At 70.3% G+C, this 17,501-nt stretch carries 19 protein-coding genes and 1 pseudogene; 15 read left to right on the forward strand and 5 right to left on the reverse strand.

Going from position 1 to position 17,501, the window contains the following annotated elements; translation table 11 throughout:
• Window positions 1-7 precede the first annotated feature (7 nt).
• Window positions 8-430: a ferritin-like domain-containing protein gene (locus ACK8GG_RS10340; protein ID WP_440349999.1), complete on the reverse strand. Its 423-nt coding sequence runs from the start codon at window positions 428-430 to the stop codon at window positions 8-10.
• The gene (locus ACK8GG_RS10345) at window positions 427-879 is read right to left on the reverse strand and encodes a hypothetical protein (protein WP_440353881.1); all 453 of its coding nucleotides are present in this window, start codon (window positions 877-879) and stop codon (window positions 427-429) included. The genes ACK8GG_RS10340 and ACK8GG_RS10345 overlap by 4 nt, the downstream gene beginning before the upstream one ends.
• A gap of 231 nt (window positions 880-1,110) precedes the next feature.
• Here ACK8GG_RS10345 and rimP point away from each other — a divergent pair, with 231 nt between their 5' ends.
• From rimP to ACK8GG_RS10390, 9 genes are all read left to right on the forward strand, one after another.
• On the forward strand, window positions 1,111-1,752 hold the full coding sequence (gene rimP, locus ACK8GG_RS10350; protein ID WP_440350000.1) for a ribosome maturation factor RimP: 642 nt from the start codon (window positions 1,111-1,113) through the stop codon (window positions 1,750-1,752).
• On the forward strand, window positions 1,749-2,795 hold the full coding sequence (nusA, locus tag ACK8GG_RS10355; protein WP_440350001.1) for a transcription termination factor NusA: 1,047 nt from the start codon (window positions 1,749-1,751) through the stop codon (window positions 2,793-2,795). Before rimP ends, nusA begins: the two co-directional genes overlap by 4 nt.
• A gap of 15 nt (window positions 2,796-2,810) precedes the next feature.
• Window positions 2,811-3,143 carry a YlxR family protein gene (locus ACK8GG_RS10360; RefSeq protein ID WP_440350002.1) on the forward strand — a complete coding sequence of 111 codons (333 nt, stop codon included), beginning with the start codon at window positions 2,811-2,813 and terminating at the stop codon, window positions 3,141-3,143.
• 93 nt (window positions 3,144-3,236) lie between these two features.
• A complete protein-coding gene (infB, locus tag ACK8GG_RS10365) occupies window positions 3,237-6,263 on the forward strand; it encodes a translation initiation factor IF-2 (protein WP_440350003.1) in 3,027 nt (1,008 codons plus the stop codon).
• A gap of 81 nt (window positions 6,264-6,344) precedes the next feature.
• Window positions 6,345-6,638 (forward strand): DUF503 domain-containing protein, encoded by a 294-nt coding sequence (locus ACK8GG_RS10370; protein ID WP_440350004.1) that lies wholly within the window; start codon window positions 6,345-6,347, stop codon window positions 6,636-6,638.
• Window positions 6,639-6,774: 136 nt separating this feature from the next.
• On the forward strand, window positions 6,775-7,260 hold the full coding sequence (gene rbfA / locus ACK8GG_RS10375; protein WP_440353882.1) for a 30S ribosome-binding factor RbfA: 486 nt from the start codon (window positions 6,775-6,777) through the stop codon (window positions 7,258-7,260).
• 110 nt (window positions 7,261-7,370) lie between these two features.
• Window positions 7,371-8,417: a DHH family phosphoesterase gene (locus tag ACK8GG_RS10380; protein WP_440353485.1), complete on the forward strand. Its 1,047-nt coding sequence runs from the start codon at window positions 7,371-7,373 to the stop codon at window positions 8,415-8,417.
• A gap of 62 nt (window positions 8,418-8,479) precedes the next feature.
• Entirely contained in the window at window positions 8,480-8,887 is a 408-nt protein-coding gene (locus tag ACK8GG_RS10385; RefSeq protein ID WP_440353486.1) for a hypothetical protein, read from the forward strand.
• Complete coding sequence (locus ACK8GG_RS10390) at window positions 8,887-9,096, forward strand: DUF6186 family protein (RefSeq protein ID WP_440353883.1); 210 nt, start codon at window positions 8,887-8,889, stop codon at window positions 9,094-9,096. The genes ACK8GG_RS10385 and ACK8GG_RS10390 overlap by 1 nt, the downstream gene beginning before the upstream one ends.
• Before the next feature lie 542 nt (window positions 9,097-9,638).
• On the opposite strand, the gene ACK8GG_RS10395 is transcribed toward ACK8GG_RS10390, so the two are convergent.
• Complete coding sequence (locus ACK8GG_RS10395; RefSeq protein ID WP_440353487.1) at window positions 9,639-10,067, reverse strand: hypothetical protein; 429 nt, start codon at window positions 10,065-10,067, stop codon at window positions 9,639-9,641.
• A gap of 449 nt (window positions 10,068-10,516) precedes the next feature.
• Between ACK8GG_RS10395 and ACK8GG_RS10400 the strand changes: the two genes are divergently transcribed.
• The 4 genes from ACK8GG_RS10400 (at window position 10,517) to ACK8GG_RS10415 (ending at window position 13,823) form a co-directional block, all read left to right on the forward strand.
• Window positions 10,517-11,779: an ATP-binding protein gene (locus tag ACK8GG_RS10400; RefSeq protein WP_440353488.1), complete on the forward strand. Its 1,263-nt coding sequence runs from the start codon at window positions 10,517-10,519 to the stop codon at window positions 11,777-11,779.
• Window positions 11,780-12,036: 257 nt separating this feature from the next.
• Window positions 12,037-12,435 (forward strand): hypothetical protein, encoded by a 399-nt coding sequence (locus tag ACK8GG_RS10405; RefSeq protein ID WP_440353489.1) that lies wholly within the window; start codon window positions 12,037-12,039, stop codon window positions 12,433-12,435.
• Between the two features lie 113 nt (window positions 12,436-12,548).
• The gene (locus tag ACK8GG_RS10410) at window positions 12,549-13,226 is read left to right on the forward strand and encodes a hypothetical protein (RefSeq protein ID WP_440353490.1); all 678 of its coding nucleotides are present in this window, start codon (window positions 12,549-12,551) and stop codon (window positions 13,224-13,226) included.
• 24 nt (window positions 13,227-13,250) lie between these two features.
• Entirely contained in the window at window positions 13,251-13,823 is a 573-nt protein-coding gene (locus ACK8GG_RS10415) for a suppressor of fused domain protein (RefSeq protein ID WP_440353491.1), read from the forward strand.
• A 69-nt stretch (window positions 13,824-13,892) separates the two neighbouring features.
• Here the strand turns inward: ACK8GG_RS10415 and ACK8GG_RS10420 are convergent.
• Window positions 13,893-14,309, reverse strand: a pseudogene (locus ACK8GG_RS10420) (type II toxin-antitoxin system PemK/MazF family toxin); the annotation flags it as partial.
• Window positions 14,310-14,729: 420 nt separating this feature from the next.
• On the opposite strand from ACK8GG_RS10420, the gene ACK8GG_RS10425 reads away from it, so the two are divergent.
• A complete protein-coding gene (locus ACK8GG_RS10425) occupies window positions 14,730-16,070 on the forward strand; it encodes an MATE family efflux transporter (RefSeq protein ID WP_440353492.1) in 1,341 nt (446 codons plus the stop codon).
• A 65-nt stretch (window positions 16,071-16,135) separates the two neighbouring features.
• On the opposite strand, the gene ACK8GG_RS10430 is transcribed toward ACK8GG_RS10425, so the two are convergent.
• Complete coding sequence (locus ACK8GG_RS10430) at window positions 16,136-16,399, reverse strand: hypothetical protein (RefSeq protein ID WP_440353493.1); 264 nt, start codon at window positions 16,397-16,399, stop codon at window positions 16,136-16,138.
• A gap of 140 nt (window positions 16,400-16,539) precedes the next feature.
• Between ACK8GG_RS10430 and truB the strand changes: the two genes are divergently transcribed.
• Entirely contained in the window at window positions 16,540-17,424 is an 885-nt protein-coding gene (truB, locus tag ACK8GG_RS10435) for a tRNA pseudouridine(55) synthase TruB (protein ID WP_440353494.1), read from the forward strand.
• Window positions 17,425-17,501 lie beyond the last annotated feature (77 nt).

Consider the following 17,501-nt stretch of genomic DNA (forward strand, 5'->3'; position numbering starts at 1 on the left):
CCGAGCGTCAGGCGGTCCGGCCGGGGAAGTCGACAACGATCGGCGACACTCCCGCCTGCCGGCGCCAGTAGGTCGCCCGCCGGGCGCACCCGGTCAGCGCGTCGAGCGCCGGCGCGCGGCCGTCCCCGGCGGTCACCGGCAGCACCGCCCGCCAGTACGCGCCGGTGCGCTCCTCGACCTCGATCGCCAGCCGCAGCGCCGACGCCTCGTCGGTGACCTTGAAGGGCAGTTCGTAGGCGGGCTGCTCGCCCGGAATCCCGACGCCGGCCGCGCTCAACTGGACCAGCAGTTCGTCACGCCGGGCCCGGTGCGCGGCCTCGGCGTTGCGGGCGGCCCGGGCCAGGGCCTCGGGCAGGCGTACCCCGATCACCCCGTACGCGAAGATGGCGGCGTACTCGGCCCGCAGGGTGGCGACGAGTTCGGTGTTCACTTCAGGACCTCCACGTACGTCGCCAGAGCCGCCGCGATGGAGCCGACGAGCGCGGCCCGTTCGGCCGGCGCCGCCAGGCAGAGCCCGGCGGCCTGCTCACGTCCGGCCTGCTCGGCCTCGCGCAGCGCGGCAAGGGCCGCCGGCGCGTCGGGCATCGCGTTTCCGGTGCCGGCGGTCGGCGCCGCGCTGGGCGACGCCGCCCCGGTCACCGCGGCCAGCGCCTGCGCGTGGGCCAGGTGCCCGGCGGAGATCGGCGCCAGCAGGCCGGCCTGGTCAGGATGGGCCGCGGCGATCTCCTGACACCGGGCGGCGAGGTCCAGCGCGGTGGCGATCATCGGGGCCAGCGGATCCGCCGCTGGATCCGGTGCCGGATCCCGGCCGAGAAGATCACAGGCTGTCAGCGGTACAACGCTGCCTGCCAGGGCGAGTGTGGCCGTCATCCGTAGCAGCGCACGTCGGGAATGCCCGGATACGTCGTCGCGCTGAGTTGTGCTCCCGTTCCCCACCGGATCAGTCAACACCATGGCGCTCGATGGTGGGGACAGTGGTCGGTGCGGCGGCCGTCCGCCTTACCGCGCGGCGCGTTACGCTCTGCGCAGCCACCTGATGCCAATCGGCCAGGGGGCGTGCTTGCTTTGCCGGCAGGGTTGCGGCGAAGTCGACCGGAGAGGGGTGCGGAGATGACGCAGCGTGGCCGTGCCGGCAGGTCGGCGACTGGGCCGAGGACCACTGCGCGACCGAAGAGCGACCTTGCGAATCGCCGGGCGCAGTTGCGGGCAGTGATCGAGCCGGTGGTGACCGAGGCCGGATACGACCTCGAGGAGGTCTCCGTCTCGCGCGCCGGCCGGCGGCACATCGTCCGGGTGATCGTCGACGGTGACGGCGGCATCGGGCTGGACTCGGTCGCCGAGGTCTCCCGGGCGGTTTCCGCGGCGCTGGACGCCGCCGAGGAGGCCGGCGGCGATCTGGTCGCCGGCGAGTACCAGCTCGAGGTCTCCTCGCCCGGCGTGGACCGCCCGCTGATCCTGCCCCGCCACTGGCGGCGCAACGCCGGACGCCTGGTGAAGGTCACCGTCAAGGGTGGCGCGCCGCAGGCGGACGCGGGCGAGGGTGACCGGCAGATCACCGCGCGAGTGGTGTCGGCCGATGACGAAACGGTGACACTGGATCAGGACGGTCAGCAGACCGCCCACCGCTACACCGATCTCGGCCCGGGACGGGTCCAGGTGGAGTTCAGCCGCCTGGATCAGGTCACCGACGAGGAACTGACCGAGATCGACGATTCTGACGACGACGATGATGTGGAGGACGAGGAGAGGTGAACATCGACCTCGCGGCGCTGCGCGCACTGGAGCGCGAGCGGGAGATCCCGTTCGACACGATCCTCGCGGCGATCGAGACCGCGCTGTTGACTGCATACCGGCACACCGAGGGCGCCGAACCGCACGCCCGGGTGGAGATCGACCGCCGGACCGGGAGCGCCCTGGTCTACGCCCAGGAGATGGGCGAGGACGGCGCCGTGGTGCGGGAGTGGGACGACACCCCGCACGACTTCGGGCGGATCGCCGCCATGACCGCCAAGCAGGTCATCCTGCAGCGGCTGCGGGAGGCGACCGACGAGGTGCACTTCGGCGAGTACGTCGGCCGTGAGGGCGACCTCGTCACCGGCATCGTGCAGGCGCACGAGGCGCGCACCGAGAAGGGCATCGTCACCATCGACCTGGGCAAGCTGGAGGCGGTCCTACCCGCCTCCGAGCAGGTGCCCGGCGAGATCTACGCCCACGGCCAGCGGATCCGCTGCGTGGTGGTGCACGTCGCCAAGGGGATGCGCGGTCCGCAGATCACCCTGTCGCGCTCGCATCCGGCCCTGGTCAAGAAGCTCTTCGCCCTCGAGGTGCCCGAGATCGTCGACGGTGCGGTGGAGATCGGCGCGATCGCCCGTGAGGCGGGCCACCGTACGAAGATCGCGGTCCGGTCGACGGTGCCCGGGGTGAACGCCAAGGGCGCCTGCATCGGCCCGATGGGGCAGCGGGTGCGCGCGGTGATGAGCGAACTGCACGGCGAGAAGATCGACATCATCGACTGGTCGGACGACCCGGCGGCCTTCGTCGGCAACGCCCTGTCGCCGGCCAAGGCGCTGCGGGTCGAGGTCGTCGACCTGGCGAACCGGGCCGCGCGGGTGACCGTGCCGGACTTCCAGCTCTCCCTGGCGATCGGCCGGGAAGGGCAGAATGCCCGGCTCGCGGCACGGCTCACCGGCTGGCGGATCGACATCCGGTCGGACGCCGAACAGTCGTCCGACGGGTCCGGACGGGGTCCTTCGGATCACGCTCGGGAGCCGGGCGGAGCGATCTCGGGCGGCTAGGGGTAGACTTTCGTGGTGGTACGACGTGCGTGGCCGGAGCGAACCTGTGTGGGTTGTCGGCAACGCGCGGCGGCTGCCGAGCTTCTGCGGATAGTCGCGGTCGGCGAAGGGGCTGGTCACAGCCTCCGACCCGACCCGGCTCGCAGACTGCCGGGTCGAGGTGCTCATCTGCACCGGGACCCGGCTTGCTTCGCGCTGGCGCAGCGGCGCCGGGCCTTCGCCCGAGCCCTGCGGACACCCGGTGTCCCTGACACCGGCGAGCTGGCCGAGCACATCAACGCGTCATCCGCTGCGTCCGGTCATCCGGCCGGACGAGGGTCCGCAAGCAAGGTAGGACGACCGACATGAGCACACGATGAAGTTCCTGAAATGACCAGGCTTCAAGTGCAGGAGTGAGGTCGCTGCGGGTGCTGCCCGCACGACCTCGGAGTGAGGAGTGCAGTGGCAGGTAAGGCCCGCGTACACGAGCTGGCAAAAGAGCTCGGGGTCGAGAGTAAGACCGTTCTCGCCAAGTTGAAGGAAATGGGCGAGTTCGTGAAGTCCGCATCGAGCACCGTCGAGGCGCCTGTCGCCCGACGTCTCCGTGGCGCGTTCGCCGCGTCGGCCGGTGGCTCCGCCCCGGCCGCGGCAGAGCCGAAGGCACCGGCCGAGCCGGCCTCGCCCTCGGCACCGACCCCGAAGCCGACCGCACCGGGTGAGCCCCGCGTGTCGGCCAAGCCGATGCCCCCGCGGCGTCCGGCTGCTCCGGGCGCCAAGCCGAAGGGACCGGTCCCCGGTCCTCCGCAGCCGGCAGCGCCGGTCGCGAAGCCGGCGAGCGCCCACGACATCGAGGTGGCGGCCGCTGAGGCGCGTGCCGCTGCCCTCAAGGCCGAGCAGGAAGCCGCCGTCAAGGCGGCGCAGGCTGCTCGGCAGCAGCAGCGGGAGACGCCGCGCCGGGAGCCCCCGGCCGACGGCGGTCCCGCGCGTCCCAAGGGACCGGGTCCCGGCGCCATGCCGCCCCGCCCGGGTTCGCCCGCGGCCGGCCGTACCGCAACTCCGGGTACGCCGACGCCGGGTCCCGGACGGCCGGGCGGTCGTCCGCCGGCACGCGGTGCGGGTAACAACCCGTTCGGCATCACCCAGGGCAGCGGGCAGCGTCCCGCGGGTCCGGGTGGCGGCGGTCGTCCCAACCCGAACGCCATGCCTCCGCGGCCGAGTCCGGCTTCGATGCCGCCTCGTCCCAGCCCGGCCTCCATGCCGAGCCAGCGTCCGGGTCGTCCCGGTGGTGGCCCCGGCGCGGGTCGTCCGGGTGGTCCCGGTGGCGGCGCAGGTCGTCCCGGTGGCGGCGGCGGTGGCGGTTTCCGTGGCGGTCCCGGTGGCGGCGGCGGTGGCGGTGGCTACCGCGGCGGTCCCGGTGGCGGCGCCGGTGCTGGTGCCGGCGGCGGTTTCCGTGGCGGTCCCGGCGGTGGCGCCGGTGCTGGTGCCGGTGGTGGTTTCCGGCCGGGTGGTCCCGGTGGCGGCGGTGGCCGTCCCGGTGGCGGTGGCCGTGGCCGTGGCGGCGGCGCCGCGGGTGCCTTCGGGCGTCCGGGTGGCCGGCCCACGCGTGGCCGCAAGTCCAAGAAGCAGCGCAGACAGGAGTTCGACAACCTGTCGGCTCCGACCATGAGCTCGGGCGCGCCCCGGGGTCAGGGTCAGGTCGTCAGGCTCTCCCGCGGTGCGTCGCTCTCGGACTTCGCCGACAAGATCAACGCCAACCCGGGTTCGCTGGTCCAGGAGATGTTCAACCTGGGCGAGATGGTCACGGCGACCCAGTCCTGCTCTGACGAGACCCTGCTGCTGCTCGGTGAGCACCTCGGTTTCGACGTGCAGATCGTCAGCCCCGAGGACGAGGACCGCGAGCTGCTCGCGCAGTTCAACATCAACCTCGACGCCGAGGTTGACGAGGAGCGGCTGGTCAGCCGGCCGCCGGTGGTGACCGTCATGGGTCACGTCGACCACGGTAAGACCAAGCTCCTCGACGCGATCCGCAAGGCGAACGTCGTGGCGGGCGAGGCCGGTGGCATCACCCAGCACATCGGTGCCTACCAGGTCCGCGTGCCGCACGACGGTCAGGAACGGGCGATCACCTTCATCGACACCCCGGGTCACGAGGCGTTCACCGCCATGCGTGCTCGTGGTGCCCAGGTCACGGACATCGTGATCCTGGTGGTCGCGGCTGACGACGGTGTCATGCCGCAGACCATCGAGGCGTTGAACCACGCCAAGGCGGCCGATGTGCCGATCGTGGTGGCGGTCAACAAGGTCGACAAGCCCGAGGCGAACCCGGACAAGGTCCGCCAGCAGCTGACCGAGTACGGACTGGTCGCCGAGGAGTATGGCGGCGACACGATGTTCGTCGACGTGGCAGCCAAGCCGGGCATCGGCATCGAGCAGCTGCTCGAGGCCGTCCTGCTGACCGCCGACGCGTCGCTGGAGCTGACCGCTCCGATCGACGGGCCGGCGCAGGGTGTGGCGATCGAGGCGCACCTCGACAAGGGGCGCGGCGCGGTCGCGACGGTCCTGGTCCAGAAGGGCACGCTGCGGGCAGGCGACTCGATCGTCGCCGGCGGTGCGCACGGCCGGGTCCGGGCCATGCTCGACGACAACGGCGAGCAGGTCAGCGAGGCTGGTCCGGCGCGTCCGGTGCTGGTCCTCGGTCTGACCGCGGTGCCGAGCGCGGGCGACACGTTCCTCGCGGCGGCCGACGACCGTACGGTCCGGCAGATCGCCGAGCAGCGGCAGGCACGGCGGCGGGCGGCGAGCTTCGCCAACTCCCGTGGCCGGGCGACCCTTGAGACGCTCATGGAGCAGATCAAGGAGGGCGAGAAGACCTCGCTCAACCTCATCCTCAAGGGTGACGTCTCCGGTTCCGTGGAGGCCCTGGAGGACGCGCTGTTCAAGCTCGACATCCCGGAAGAGGTTCAGCTCAAGATCCTCGACCGTGGCGTCGGTGCGATCACCGAGAGCAACGTCATGCTGGCGAGCGCCTCGGACGAGGCGGCGACGATCATCGGCTTCAACGTCCGGGCCTCGAACAAGGTCCGGGAGATCGCCGACCGCGAGGGCGTGGAGATCCGGTACTACACCGTGATCTACCAGGCCATCGAGGAGATCGACGCAGCGCTCAAGGGCCTGCTCAAGCCGGAGTACGAGGAGGTCGAGCTCGGCAGCGCGGAGATCCGCGACGTCTTCCGCTCGTCCAAGATCGGCAACATCTCCGGTTGTATCGTCCGGTCGGGGCTCATTCGCCGCAACGCCAAGGCGCGCCTGCTGCGCGACGGGGCGGTCGTGGCGGACAACCTCACGATCAGCTCGCTCAAGCGGTTCAAGGACGACGCGACCGAGGTCCGCGAGGGCTTCGAGTGTGGTCTGACTCTGGGCAACTACAACAATGTCCAGGTCGGCGACATCATCGAGACCTTCGAGATGCGCGAGAAGCCGCGCGCCTGACGGTAGCGGCAACCACGACCGAGGGGTCCACACCGAAAAGGTGTGGGCCCTTCGGCCGTTTCCGCCGTATCGTCGCAGGCGATGTTTACCGGAACAGTGCTATTCGACCTGCTGCTGCCGAACGACTCGCGATCACTGAAAGCGAAACGTTCCTACGTACGACCGATTGTTGCCGCCCTGCGGCGTTTCGAGGTCTCCGCCGCCGAGGTCGGCGCGATGGAGCTGCACGGCCGAGCCGAGCTGGCGGTGGCCGTGGTGGGCGCCGAGGCCGGTCACGTGACCGAGGTGCTCGACTCCTGTGAGCGGCTGGTCGCCGGCCGCCCCGAGGTGGAGCTGCTGTCGGTGCGCCGGCGCCTCTACGGTGAGGATGACTGAAGCCCGATGATGATCGGCCCGCAGGTGCGGGCGCGCGCTACGCGGGTAATGTTCCAAAGGTTGGCCGGCGCCGGCCGCGGCACACCTGTGCCGCAGCTGTCGGCGCCGGGGCAGGACAGGCGTGGAGGTAGGCAAGATGGGTGACCCGGCCAAGGTACGCAGGCAGGCCGAACGAGTGAAGGAACTCGTCGCGTCGCTGGTGCGTACGCAGATCAAGGACCCGCGGCTGGGGATGATCACCATCACCGACGCCCGGATCACCGCCGACCTGCGTGAGGCGACGGTCTTCTACACGGTCCTCGGCGACGAGGCCGAGCAGGCGGGCACCGCCGCGGCGCTGGAGAGCGCCAAGGGGCTGCTGCGCAGCACCGTGGGCAAGGCGCTCGGACTGCGCCACTCGCCCTCGCTGGCCTTCGTGCAGGACAACGTCCTGGACCAGGCCAAGCACATCGACGACCTGCTGACGGCCGCTCGGCACGCCGACGCCGAGGTGCAGCGCCGGGCCGCGCAGGCCGCCTACGCGGGCGACCCGAACCCGTACCGGGTCGACGAGGACGACGAAGAGGCCGACGCGGCCGACGCGGAAGCCGCTCCGGCGCGGACCGGGGACGAGGGCCGGTGACGCCGCCGGCCGGTGCGGCAGCGGGCACGGACCCGGGAACTGGTCCCTCCACTGCCACCCCGGCCGGTTCGGGGCGCCGGTTCGCGGGCCAGGCGCCGACCGGCGGTGGGGTGAGTCCGGTCGTGGGCGCTGCCGGCGCTGACGCGCCCGGGGTGTCGTCGGCGGGTCCGGCGCCGCAGCAGTGGGCGGCGGCCGTGGAGACCCTGCAAGGGCTGCCCCGCGACGCCCGGGTGCTGCTGATCTGTCACATCAACCCCGACGGCGACGCGCTCGGCAGCATGCTCGGCTTCGCGCTCGGACTGCGGACGCTCGGCTTCACCCGGGTGCAGGCGACCTTCCCCGGGCCGATGGACGTCCCCGAGCCGTACGCGGCGATGCCCGGCAGCGAATTGCTGGTCCCCGCCGACGAGGCGACCGCCGACCCGGCGCTGGTCTGCTGCTTCGACGCGGCGAGCGTCTCCCGGCTCGGCGCGCTCGCCGACCGGCTGGAGCGCGCCCCCAGCATCGTGCTCGACCACCACGCCTCCAACAGCGGCTTCGGCACCGTCCCGCTGGTCATCCCGGGCGCCGCCGCCACCTCCGTGGTCGTCGAGATCCTGCTCGACCGGCTCGGGGTGCCGCTGGACGCCGCGATCGCCGAGTGCCTCTACATCGCGCTGGTCACCGACACCGGCTCGTTCCGCTTCGACTCCACCACCCCGGCCGTGCACCAGCTCGCCGCCCGGCTGCTCGCCACCGGCATCGCGCCGGCCGAGATCTCCCGCCGGATCTTCGAGACCCGCCCCTACGGCGCGGTACGGCTGCACGCCGAGGTGCTGTCGCGTACCCGGCTGGAGCCGGCGGCCGCGCGCGGGCGCGGGCTGGTGTGGACGTACGCGACCCTGGACGACCTGGCGCGGCACGGGCAGCGGCCGTACGTGCTGGAGTCGCTGATCGACCCGGTGCGCGCCACCGCGGAGGCGGATGTGAGCTGCGTGCTCAAGCAGGCAGCTCCCCGGGAGTGGGCGGTTTCGCTGCGCAGCAAGGGCGCGGTGGACGTCAGCCGGGTGGCGATCGCGCTCGGCGGGGGCGGGCACCGGCTGGCCGCCGGGTTCACCGCCTACGGCACCGTCGACGAGGTGCTGGCCCGGGTCCGCGCCGCACTCGACCAGGAGTGAGCCGGCCCGCTCGGCGGCATATCCGACTTTCGGCCGGGCCGCTTGCGGGCCACAATTGATCGATGGATTCCCCGCAGCAGCTTGCCGTCGACGTCCCCCGCGTCTGGGACCGGCCGGCGGTCACGGTGCCGGCGATGGCCGTCCTCGCGCTGATCGGCGGCCGGCTGCCGTCCTTCTCCACAGCCGCGAACGTCTACGTCATCGTGATCGGCGGGGCGCTGCTCTGGCTCGGCCTCGGCAACCGGGTGCCCCGCCGGGCCGCCGGTGGGCGGTTGCGTACGCCCGCACTCTGGTGGCTGGTCCCGGCCCTGCTCTTCGGCGTACTGGAGGCGGCGACGTTCATCTTCGGCACCAAGGACGGTTTCCCCACCTTTTCCCGGCTCAGTGATCCGCTGCTGGAGGACGCGATGATCCGCTCGGCGGCGTACTTCGGCTGGCTGGCGGCGTTCTGGGGCATGGTGCGGCGATGATGCGCGCGGTGGCGATCGGAGGTTTCCTGCTGTCGTTGGTGCTCGTCGGCGTCCTGGAGTTGCTGGCCCGGCGGGAGGGCTCGCGGCTGCCGACGCTCGGCATGGTCTGCGCCCACCTGATGCGCTACGAGGTCGGCACGGTGCCGGTGGGACGCATCGGGGTGCTCGGCATCTGGTGGTGGGTCGGCTGGCACTTCTTCGCCCGCTGACCCGCGCCCGCCGCGCGGTCTCCGCTCGTGGGGCTTTCCCGGATCGCGGGAACGACTGATGACCTTGGAGCCTTAACGCTAGTTTGGGTTTCGGCGGCACCTTTTCCACTTGATCAGGTGCAAGGCCGACAAAGTGATGCCTCCAGGGTCAACAAACCCCGGGCTCAGCCGCCCCGCTCGCGTGAACCGGAGACCCCGGGATCTCGCGTCCAGGGCCTACGCAGACCCCGTCGTCGCAAGTCGCCCGTGTGGCGCCCCGCGTTGCCGTCGCAGGCCGCCGCTGTGGCCTTGCGCGCTCTGGAAGGACACCTTGATGCAGTCTCAGCCGAAGCCCAAGCCCGCCACCGCCGACCAGGCCCGCGAAGAGGCCCGCCGCGCGCTGCAGGTCTCGATGGACCGCCGCCAGTAAGGTCGCACGACCCGGGCGGCGAGCCGCCGGCCCTCCGAGAAGATCAAAAGATTCGGGCCCGTACGGCGTACTGCGCCGGACGGGCCCGCATCTGTTGCCGTCATCGCTGCGGCTGTGCGCAGCAGGTGACCCCTTACTGGGCCGCGGGCCCGGTGGGGGCGGCCGGCGCCTGCGGCTGGGCCGGCGGCTGTGCCTGTGCCTGTGCCTGTGCCTGGGCTTGCGCCTGGGCCTGGGCCTGCGCCTGGGCCTGGGCGTCTGCCTCCGCTTCGCGCTTCTCCTTGATGCTCTTGAACGTCTGGACGATCAGCAGCACCGGAACGATGAAGACGTAGAGGAAGATCTGCACGTCACCGCCCTCAAAGATGAAGAAGAGGTAGAAGGCGTAGCCAAGCATCGCGAGGCCGATCACGGCGTTGAGAACGCGGCCGCCGGTGGAGGCGCCCAGCGGCAGCGCCGCGAGGACGACCAGCAGCAGGCCGCTGACGGCGAGGGCCGCGATGTACCCGAGGAACTGGCCTTCGCTGAGCTCACTTGCGGCGAGGACGTCCAGAGCGAGATTCATTGTGTACTCCGTACTTGGGGGTTAAAAGCTGGCACAGCGTACGGCTGACCGGGCAAGGTACGGCGCCTTGATCGACTCCCGATGGGGCGTCTGTGACTGAATCGAGACTGCTGAGTCGGTTCCCGGCGGTGGTACGGGGCTTTCCGGCGGTGGTACGGCATGCGAGCGGATTCGACGTAGCCACCGGCGTATCGATGGCGGGCCGGTGCCTTTGGTCAAGGTTCGGCTTGTCCCGCGGAGAGCTCTTGCGGGCGACGATTCTCGGCCCGTTCGGCATGTCCTGCCGGACGGGCCGAGCCCGTTTCGGGCGAAGTTGGACGGCTTCTCGTCGATGACAATGGTGATGCCCGCAATTCGAGCCATCAGGTCCTGCATTTTGAACGCAGGAGGCTGCGCAGACCGAAAGTCAACTTCCGCGCAGATCGAAACCACCGCGGTTATGATGAGGCGTGCCCACACCGCATTTGGTTCCCCGCCGCGCCGCCGCGCAGGTCGACGCCGCCCTGGCCGACACCCGCGTCGTCCTGATCAGTGGCGCACGTCAGGCTGGCAAGAGCACTCTGGTCCGCGTCGTTGCCGGCGATCGTCTCGCCGAGCGCCGCGATCTCGACCGGGCGCAGGACCGGGCGGCGGCGATCGCCGATCCGGTCGGTTTCGTGGACTCCTCCGAACTGCTGGTTATCGACGAGATTCAGCGCGCCCCGGAACTGCTGCTGGCGATCAAGGCGGCCGTGGACGAGGATCCTCGTCCCGGCCGGTACCTGCTCACCGGGTCTTCTCGGCTGTTCGGCATGGTGGCTGCCCCGGACGCGTTACCCGGTCGGATGGAGACGGTCGAGCTCTGGCCGTTCTCCCAAGGCGAACTCGACGGCGGGCCGGACGGCTTCGTTGACGCCGTCTTCGCCCTCGGCCCGGACCTGCGACACGAATCGGGCGTCACCCGCGCCGACTACGCGGCCCGAATCATGCGCGGTGGCCTGCCTGAGGCCACGACCCGCGCCGACCCGCGCCGCCGTCAACGCTTCCTCGACGCCTACGTTCAAGCGCTCATCGACCGCGATGTGCGGCAGCTGTCCGACATTCAGCACAAGGGTGAACTACGCAAGCTCGTGCGTCTGCTCGCAGGCAGGTCCGCGACCGTCATCGCCGCCAACTCCCTCGAATCCGCCATCGGACTGAGCCGGCCGACAATCGCCCGCTACCTCCAGGCCCTGGAAGAGATCTTCCTGATCAAGCGGATCCCCGGCTGGTCCCGCAACCTCGGCACCCGTGCCACCGCCGCACCGAAACTGATCTTCGTGGACTCGGGGGTTGCCGCCAACGAGATCGCGACCGACGCCCGGGCGCTGCTCCGGCCGGGCGCACCGTTCGGTCCGCTGCTCGAATCTTTCGTCCTGTCCGAGTTGTCCCGCCAGCTCACCTGGTCCGAGCAGTTGGTCGATCTGTCTCACTACCGCGACCAGGGCAGGTACGAAGTCGACGCGGTGCTCGAGAACAGATCCGGTCAGGTTGTCGGCATCGAGGTCAAAGCAGCCAGCACCGTCGGACCGGACGACTTCCGCGGGCTACGTCGACTGGCCGACCGCCTGGGCGACGACTTCATCGCCGGCATCGTCCTCTACACCGGAACTTCCACGCTGCCGTTCGGCGACAGACTCCGCGCCCTGCCAGTCAGCGCCCTGTGGCAGGTTCCGGCCCCACCAGCAGGCTGACCTCGCCCTTCGCCGGTCGCCGCCGGGTGCCGGTCCACCGCTAGGCGGAGAAGCCTCGTCTGCTCCCCGGTCAGTGCCTGCCGTAGCCGGCGCGGAGTGCTGCGGCGATGCGGTCGAAGCGGGCGCGGTCGAGGACTGCTCCTTTGCGGCGGATGCCGTCTTCGGCGACAGTAACGGCAGCGCGGCCAGGACGAGCAGGATCACGCCGCTGACGGCGAGGGCGGCGACGTAGGCGCCCATTCGACAACGTGAAGGTGGTGAGCAGCGTCTACACGTACCGGGTCTTGAAGTCGTCATGGGGTGTGGCGATCGACGTTGACGCCGAGGTCCGCGAAGGGGCAGGGCGGGATGCGTTGTCCGTGGGGCCTGGCCTGTGGCTGCGGGACGCGACTGCCCGGCAGCAGCTCTCTCCTGCTGTCCTGCAGATGCTCGCTCTTGGTCTTCGGTCCCTTGTGGCGCCCATACGGAGGGTTGCCGGTGGACGGGAACAGGTCGTCGAGGTGCGGGCGCTCCGGTACAACGACTGCGATTTTCAGTTTGAGGCTCTGGCGCCGGCGATGTACGGCTGGGCGGTGGCCGAGTTCGGTTTGACGGTGCCACAGGTGGAGGTGGCGTTCGGCGGGCGCGAACGGCGGTACGTCTTCACGCTACCGTGACAACGGTGATGATCACGGTCCTGGTGGCGGCGGTGCCCTTGCTGAAGCATCCGACGCCGGGACCGGATAGGCGGAATCGATGACGGCCGGTGCCGTCGGACCGGGAGGTTGGCGTGGGTGACGTCGACTGGGGTTTGCTGTTCAGCGACAGGTTGCGCGATGTGGACGACATCGTGGAGCTGGCTACCGCAATTCGTGATCGGAGTGGTGACCGCAGCGAGCAGTTCGCCGGGGCTGCCGAGCTGCGAAAGCAGCGCGGTCTCTCCATCAACGAGTTGGGCCAAGTCCTGGCGTGGCTGAAGGGTAAGCGGGAAGACGACGAGCTCCGAGCGTGGATGGCAGGGCATCCGTACAACAGGTGGGCGTTGCCGCGGTTCATGAATGATCCCGACGACCCGGACGGTGCCCAGGTCTGCAAGATTTACGACCCGGCGGTCGAGCGGGAGCTGGCACAGGCGAGCCTCAACAGGTTTCCCGCCTTCAACAGCGTTTCGCTCGATTGGCGCGACGGTACCTACGCTGCCCGACTGCCCTGTGCCGACGAAGCGGAGTTCGCGCAAGCCCTCCGGGAGTTGCTCCTTGATCACGAGCGAGCCGGGCGCAGCGTCGTCGTCTTCTGGGATGACGGGTCCATCCCTGCGGTGCGGATGCCGGCAGATGTGGCAAGGCGGAGGGCGGCGGAGTTTTGGGGCATGCCGGTCGGCACTCTCTGGGTCTATCCGGTCGGCAGCCGGAGCCTCCTTGAGTGCATCCTGGGTGACTGGGTGACTGCCGGGATCATCCCCGGCTGATTGAGTGGGACTTGGCATAGGGCTATGATCAGTGAAACTGAACGACTGGCTGCTCTTGAATGGCATGTTCGGAGATTCTGGGACGGTCACATCGTGGAACTCGCGACTTGGGATCGCGGTCCGATCCTGGAGAGAATTCCACAGTTCATGACCTATAAAGTCTTCCCGAAGCGCGCCGGTGACGCTTGGGTCTACGTGACTGTGGGTGCCTCTCTAGCTGATTCCAGCGCCAATGGAAGCGAATTCTTCGTCATGTCGCCCGTGGCTGATGATGTTCATTCGGAGACTTTGGCGATGGTGAGCGATTTTAACTCTTTTGAGGCTCATCGATTGACTGTCGGGTCAGTCATGAACATCGGTCGTCCATGGATGCCAACATCAATGATGGATCACCTCTTGGTGAGCCTTCCTTACCCTTACGGTCCGGAGCTCGAGTGGGCTTCGCCCGAGGCTGGCGGCGCGCGATTTTTGTGGCTTCTTCCGATTTATAAGAGTGAAGCAGATTTCATCAGAAGTGAGACGCTTGAGGATTTTGAATTATTACTGGATGCAGCAGCTGTGAACGTGCTGGATCCCAATCGAAGTTCAATGGTCTAATGCTTAGCCATCTTCGTGGATAGCCGGCGTCCTTGGCGGTTTGGAACGAGGATGGCTTGCACGGTGTGGTCAGTGCCAGCCGTGGTCGGCGCGGAGGGCGGCCGCGACGCGGTCGAAGCGGGCGCGGTCGAGTACGGCCCCTTCGCGGCGGATGCCGTTTTCGGCGACGGTGAGGACGCGGTCGAGGCGTACCCAGCTGGGGCGGTTGTCGCGGTCCCAGCTGCCGGGGCCGAGGGGGTGCCAGTGGCGTTGGCCGTCGCGGCTGTCCTGGCTGGAGAGCATCAGCCCGAAGACGGTGCCGCCGTCACGGCCGACGACGAGCACGGGCCGGTCCTTGCCCTGGCTGGGGTCGTCCTCGTACGGCACCCAGGTCCAGACGATCTCGCCCGGGTCGGCCTCGCCGTCCGGCTCGGGTGCGTAGGCGAGCTTGCGGCGCTGCAGGGCGGCGACCTGCGAGTTGCGGGCCACCTGGGCGGGAACCCGGCCGGGCTGCGTGCCGGGACGCGGGCCCGGCTTCGGGGCGGCGGTGCCGGGCTTACCGGTCGTCTTCGACGTGGCCCTGGTCGTGGCGCGCGGGGACCCGGCGGGCTTCGAGCCGGCCGCACCCGTCTTGGACGTGGCCGCCGGCGGGCCGGGCTTCGGGGCCGGGCGCGGCACGGACCGCTCCGAGCCCGCGGCGCTGGCCTGATCCTCGCGGTACTTGCGGACCACCGCCTTGGCCAGTAGCCGCCACAGGGGGCGCGCCTTCTCCGCCAGGTTCTTCCAGAAATCAGCCACGGCGGCACGATACTCGCGCCCGCGCCGGGCTGCTCCCAGCCGAGGGATCCATGATCATCCGGTGGGACGCAATGGTAAGGATCTCAGACCCTTCAGTCGCTTACGGGCCGAGTGGCAGAATCACAGCCGATGAGCCCGCAGACCGTACGCCCCAACGCCGCCCCGCCGATCGACGCATCCGTACGCCGGATTCTGGCGCTCGCCCTCCCGGCGCTGGTGGTGCTCTCCGCCGAACCGATCTACATCCTCGTCGACACCGCGGTCGTCGGTCACCTGGGCGCGATGCCGCTCGCCGCGCTCGCCGTCGGCGGCACCCTGATGACGATGGTCGCCTGGATCGGCACCGTCGTCGCGTACGGGACGACCGGCCGGGCGGCGCGGCGCTTCGGGGCGGGGGACCGGGCCGGGGCGGTCGCCGAGGGGGTGCAGTCCTCGTGGCTGGCGCTGACCGCGGGGCTGCTCGCCGTGGTGGTCATGCAACTCGCCGCCGGGCCGATCGCACGGCTCCTGGTCGGGTCGGCCGGGGAGACCGCCGACGCCACCGCCGGCTGGCTGCGCATCGCCATCCTCGGCGCGCCCGGGCTGCTGCTCGCCGCCGCCGGCAACGGCTGGATGCGTGGCGTCCAGGACACCCGCCGACCGATGATCTTCGTGGTGGGGCCGAACCTGCTCTCCGCGCTCCTCTGCCCGCTGCTGGTCTATCCACTCGGCCTCGGGCTCGCCGGGTCGGCGATCGCCAACGCCACCGCGCAGACCATCGGCGGACTGCTCTTCGTCAGCGCGCTGATCACCGAGCGGGTGTCGCTGCGCCCGCACCCGACGATGATCCGGCAGCAACTGGCGCTCAGCCGGGACCTGCTGATCCGCGGTGCCGCGTTCCAGGCGAGCTTCCTGTCGGCGACCGCGGTGGCCTCCCGGTTCGGCACCGCCGTCGTCGGCGCGCACCAGATCGCCCTGCAGCTGTGGTTCTTCACCTCGCTGCTGCTCGACTCCCTCGCCATCGCCGCCCAGTCGCTCGTCGGCGCCGCACTCGGCGCCGAGGACGCCGCCGCCGCCAAGGCCCTCGCGAAACGCATCGCCCGCTTCGGGGCCATCTGCGGCATCGGGTTCGCCGTGCTCATCGCCGCCGGCGCCGGCATCCTCCCCGGCCTGTTCAGCACCGATGCGGCCGTACGCGAGCAGGCGATGGTCGCCTGGCCGTGGTTCGTGGCGATGATGCCGCTCGCCGGGATCGTCTTCGCCCTCGACGGGGTGCTCATCGGCGCCGGCGACGTGCGGTACCTGCGCAACCTCACCATCGTCGCCACGCTCGGCGGCTTCCTGCCGGCGGTCTGGCTCGCGTACGGGCTGGACCTCGGTCTCGGCGGCATCTGGGCCGGGCTGACCCTGCTGATCGTGATCCGCCTGGTCGGGGCGCTGGCACGGATGCGCTCCGGCCGCTGGGCGGTCATCGGCGCAACCCGCGTCTGACCCCGCCGTGGTGAGCGGCCGGGGTGCGGGCTCAGCTCAGCGCGAAGAGCACCCGGGCGCGGGGCTCAGCTCAGCGCGAAGAGCGTGTAGGCGATGCTGAGCAGCACCATGGCCAGCAGCCAGGACACGAAGAACGCCGTGATCTTGAACGTGGTGGGGTAGCGGTCGTAGAGCCGGGTCCGGTCCTGCCAGCGCCACCAGCGCTGCTGAAGCGCCTGCCAGTGGGGCGTGCGGGTGACCGGAGCGGTGAGTCGCTGCGTCAGGGTGAGGCGCGGCGGCGGTGGATTGAGCATCCACTCCGGCAGGCTCGACCGGGTCGTCCCCTTCATTTCCGCTCCTTTGAGCAGCGCTACGCATCAATGCATCGATGTGAGCAGTCTCGCACCCCTGGGCAAGCCGTTTTCACCCCCGACACCCCGGGGCGACCGGCTGTACGGCGATCGGTGGGCTTCTGGCAGGCTTGGCGGACGTGAGCGCAGACGGTCTGATCGTGGTGGACAAGCCCGGAGGTATGACCTCGCACGACGTGGTGGCCCGGATCCGCCGGCTGGCGAAAACCCGCCGGGTCGGACACGGCGGCACCCTCGACCCGATGGCCACCGGTGTGCTCGTCATCGGCGTGGGCCGCGCCACCCGGCTGCTCACCTACGTCATCGGCGCCGCCAAGAGCTACGCCGGGACCATCCGGCTCGGGCAGACCACGGTCACCGACGACGCCGAAGGTGACGTCACCGCGACGATCGCCGCCGGTCACGTCACCGACGCGCAGATCACGGCCGGGCTGGCCGCGCTGACCGGTGAGATCGACCAGGTGCCGAGCGCCGTCAGCGCCATCAAAATCAACGGCCAACGGGCGTACAAGCGGGTCCGTGACGGCGAGACCGTCGAGATTCCCAGCCGCCGCGTCACCATCTCCACGCTCGAGATCCTCGCCGTACGGCGCGACGAGCCGGACGTGATCGACGTGGACGTCGACGTCACCTGCTCCTCCGGCACGTACATCCGGGCCATTGCCCGTGACCTGGGGGCAGGGCTCGGCGTCGGTGGGCACCTGACGGCGCTGCGGCGTACGGCGGTGGGTGGTTTCACCCTCGCCGAGGCCGCCACCCTGGCGCAGCTGGAAGAGCGCGCGCCCGAGGTTGTCAACCTCTCGCTGGAACAGGCCGCCGACCGCTTCTTCGCCCGGCGCGAGGCCACCGCCCAGGAGACGAAGACCCTGTCGCACGGCGGGCCGCTGGACCCGGTCGGCATCGACGGGCCGTACGCGGTGTTCGCGCCCGACGGCCGGCTGCTCGCTATCGTCAGCGAGCAGGACGGCCGGGCCCGCGCGGAGATCGTCCTGGCACCGGCCTGAGCGGACGACGGCAGCCGCCGGCCACCGCCGTCCGGCGGAGCACGCAGGAACCACCGTCGTCCGGCGGAGCACACAAC

The organism is Melissospora conviva (assembly GCF_049523535.1).
Taxonomy (GTDB): domain Bacteria; phylum Actinomycetota; class Actinomycetes; order Mycobacteriales; family Micromonosporaceae; genus Melissospora; species Melissospora conviva.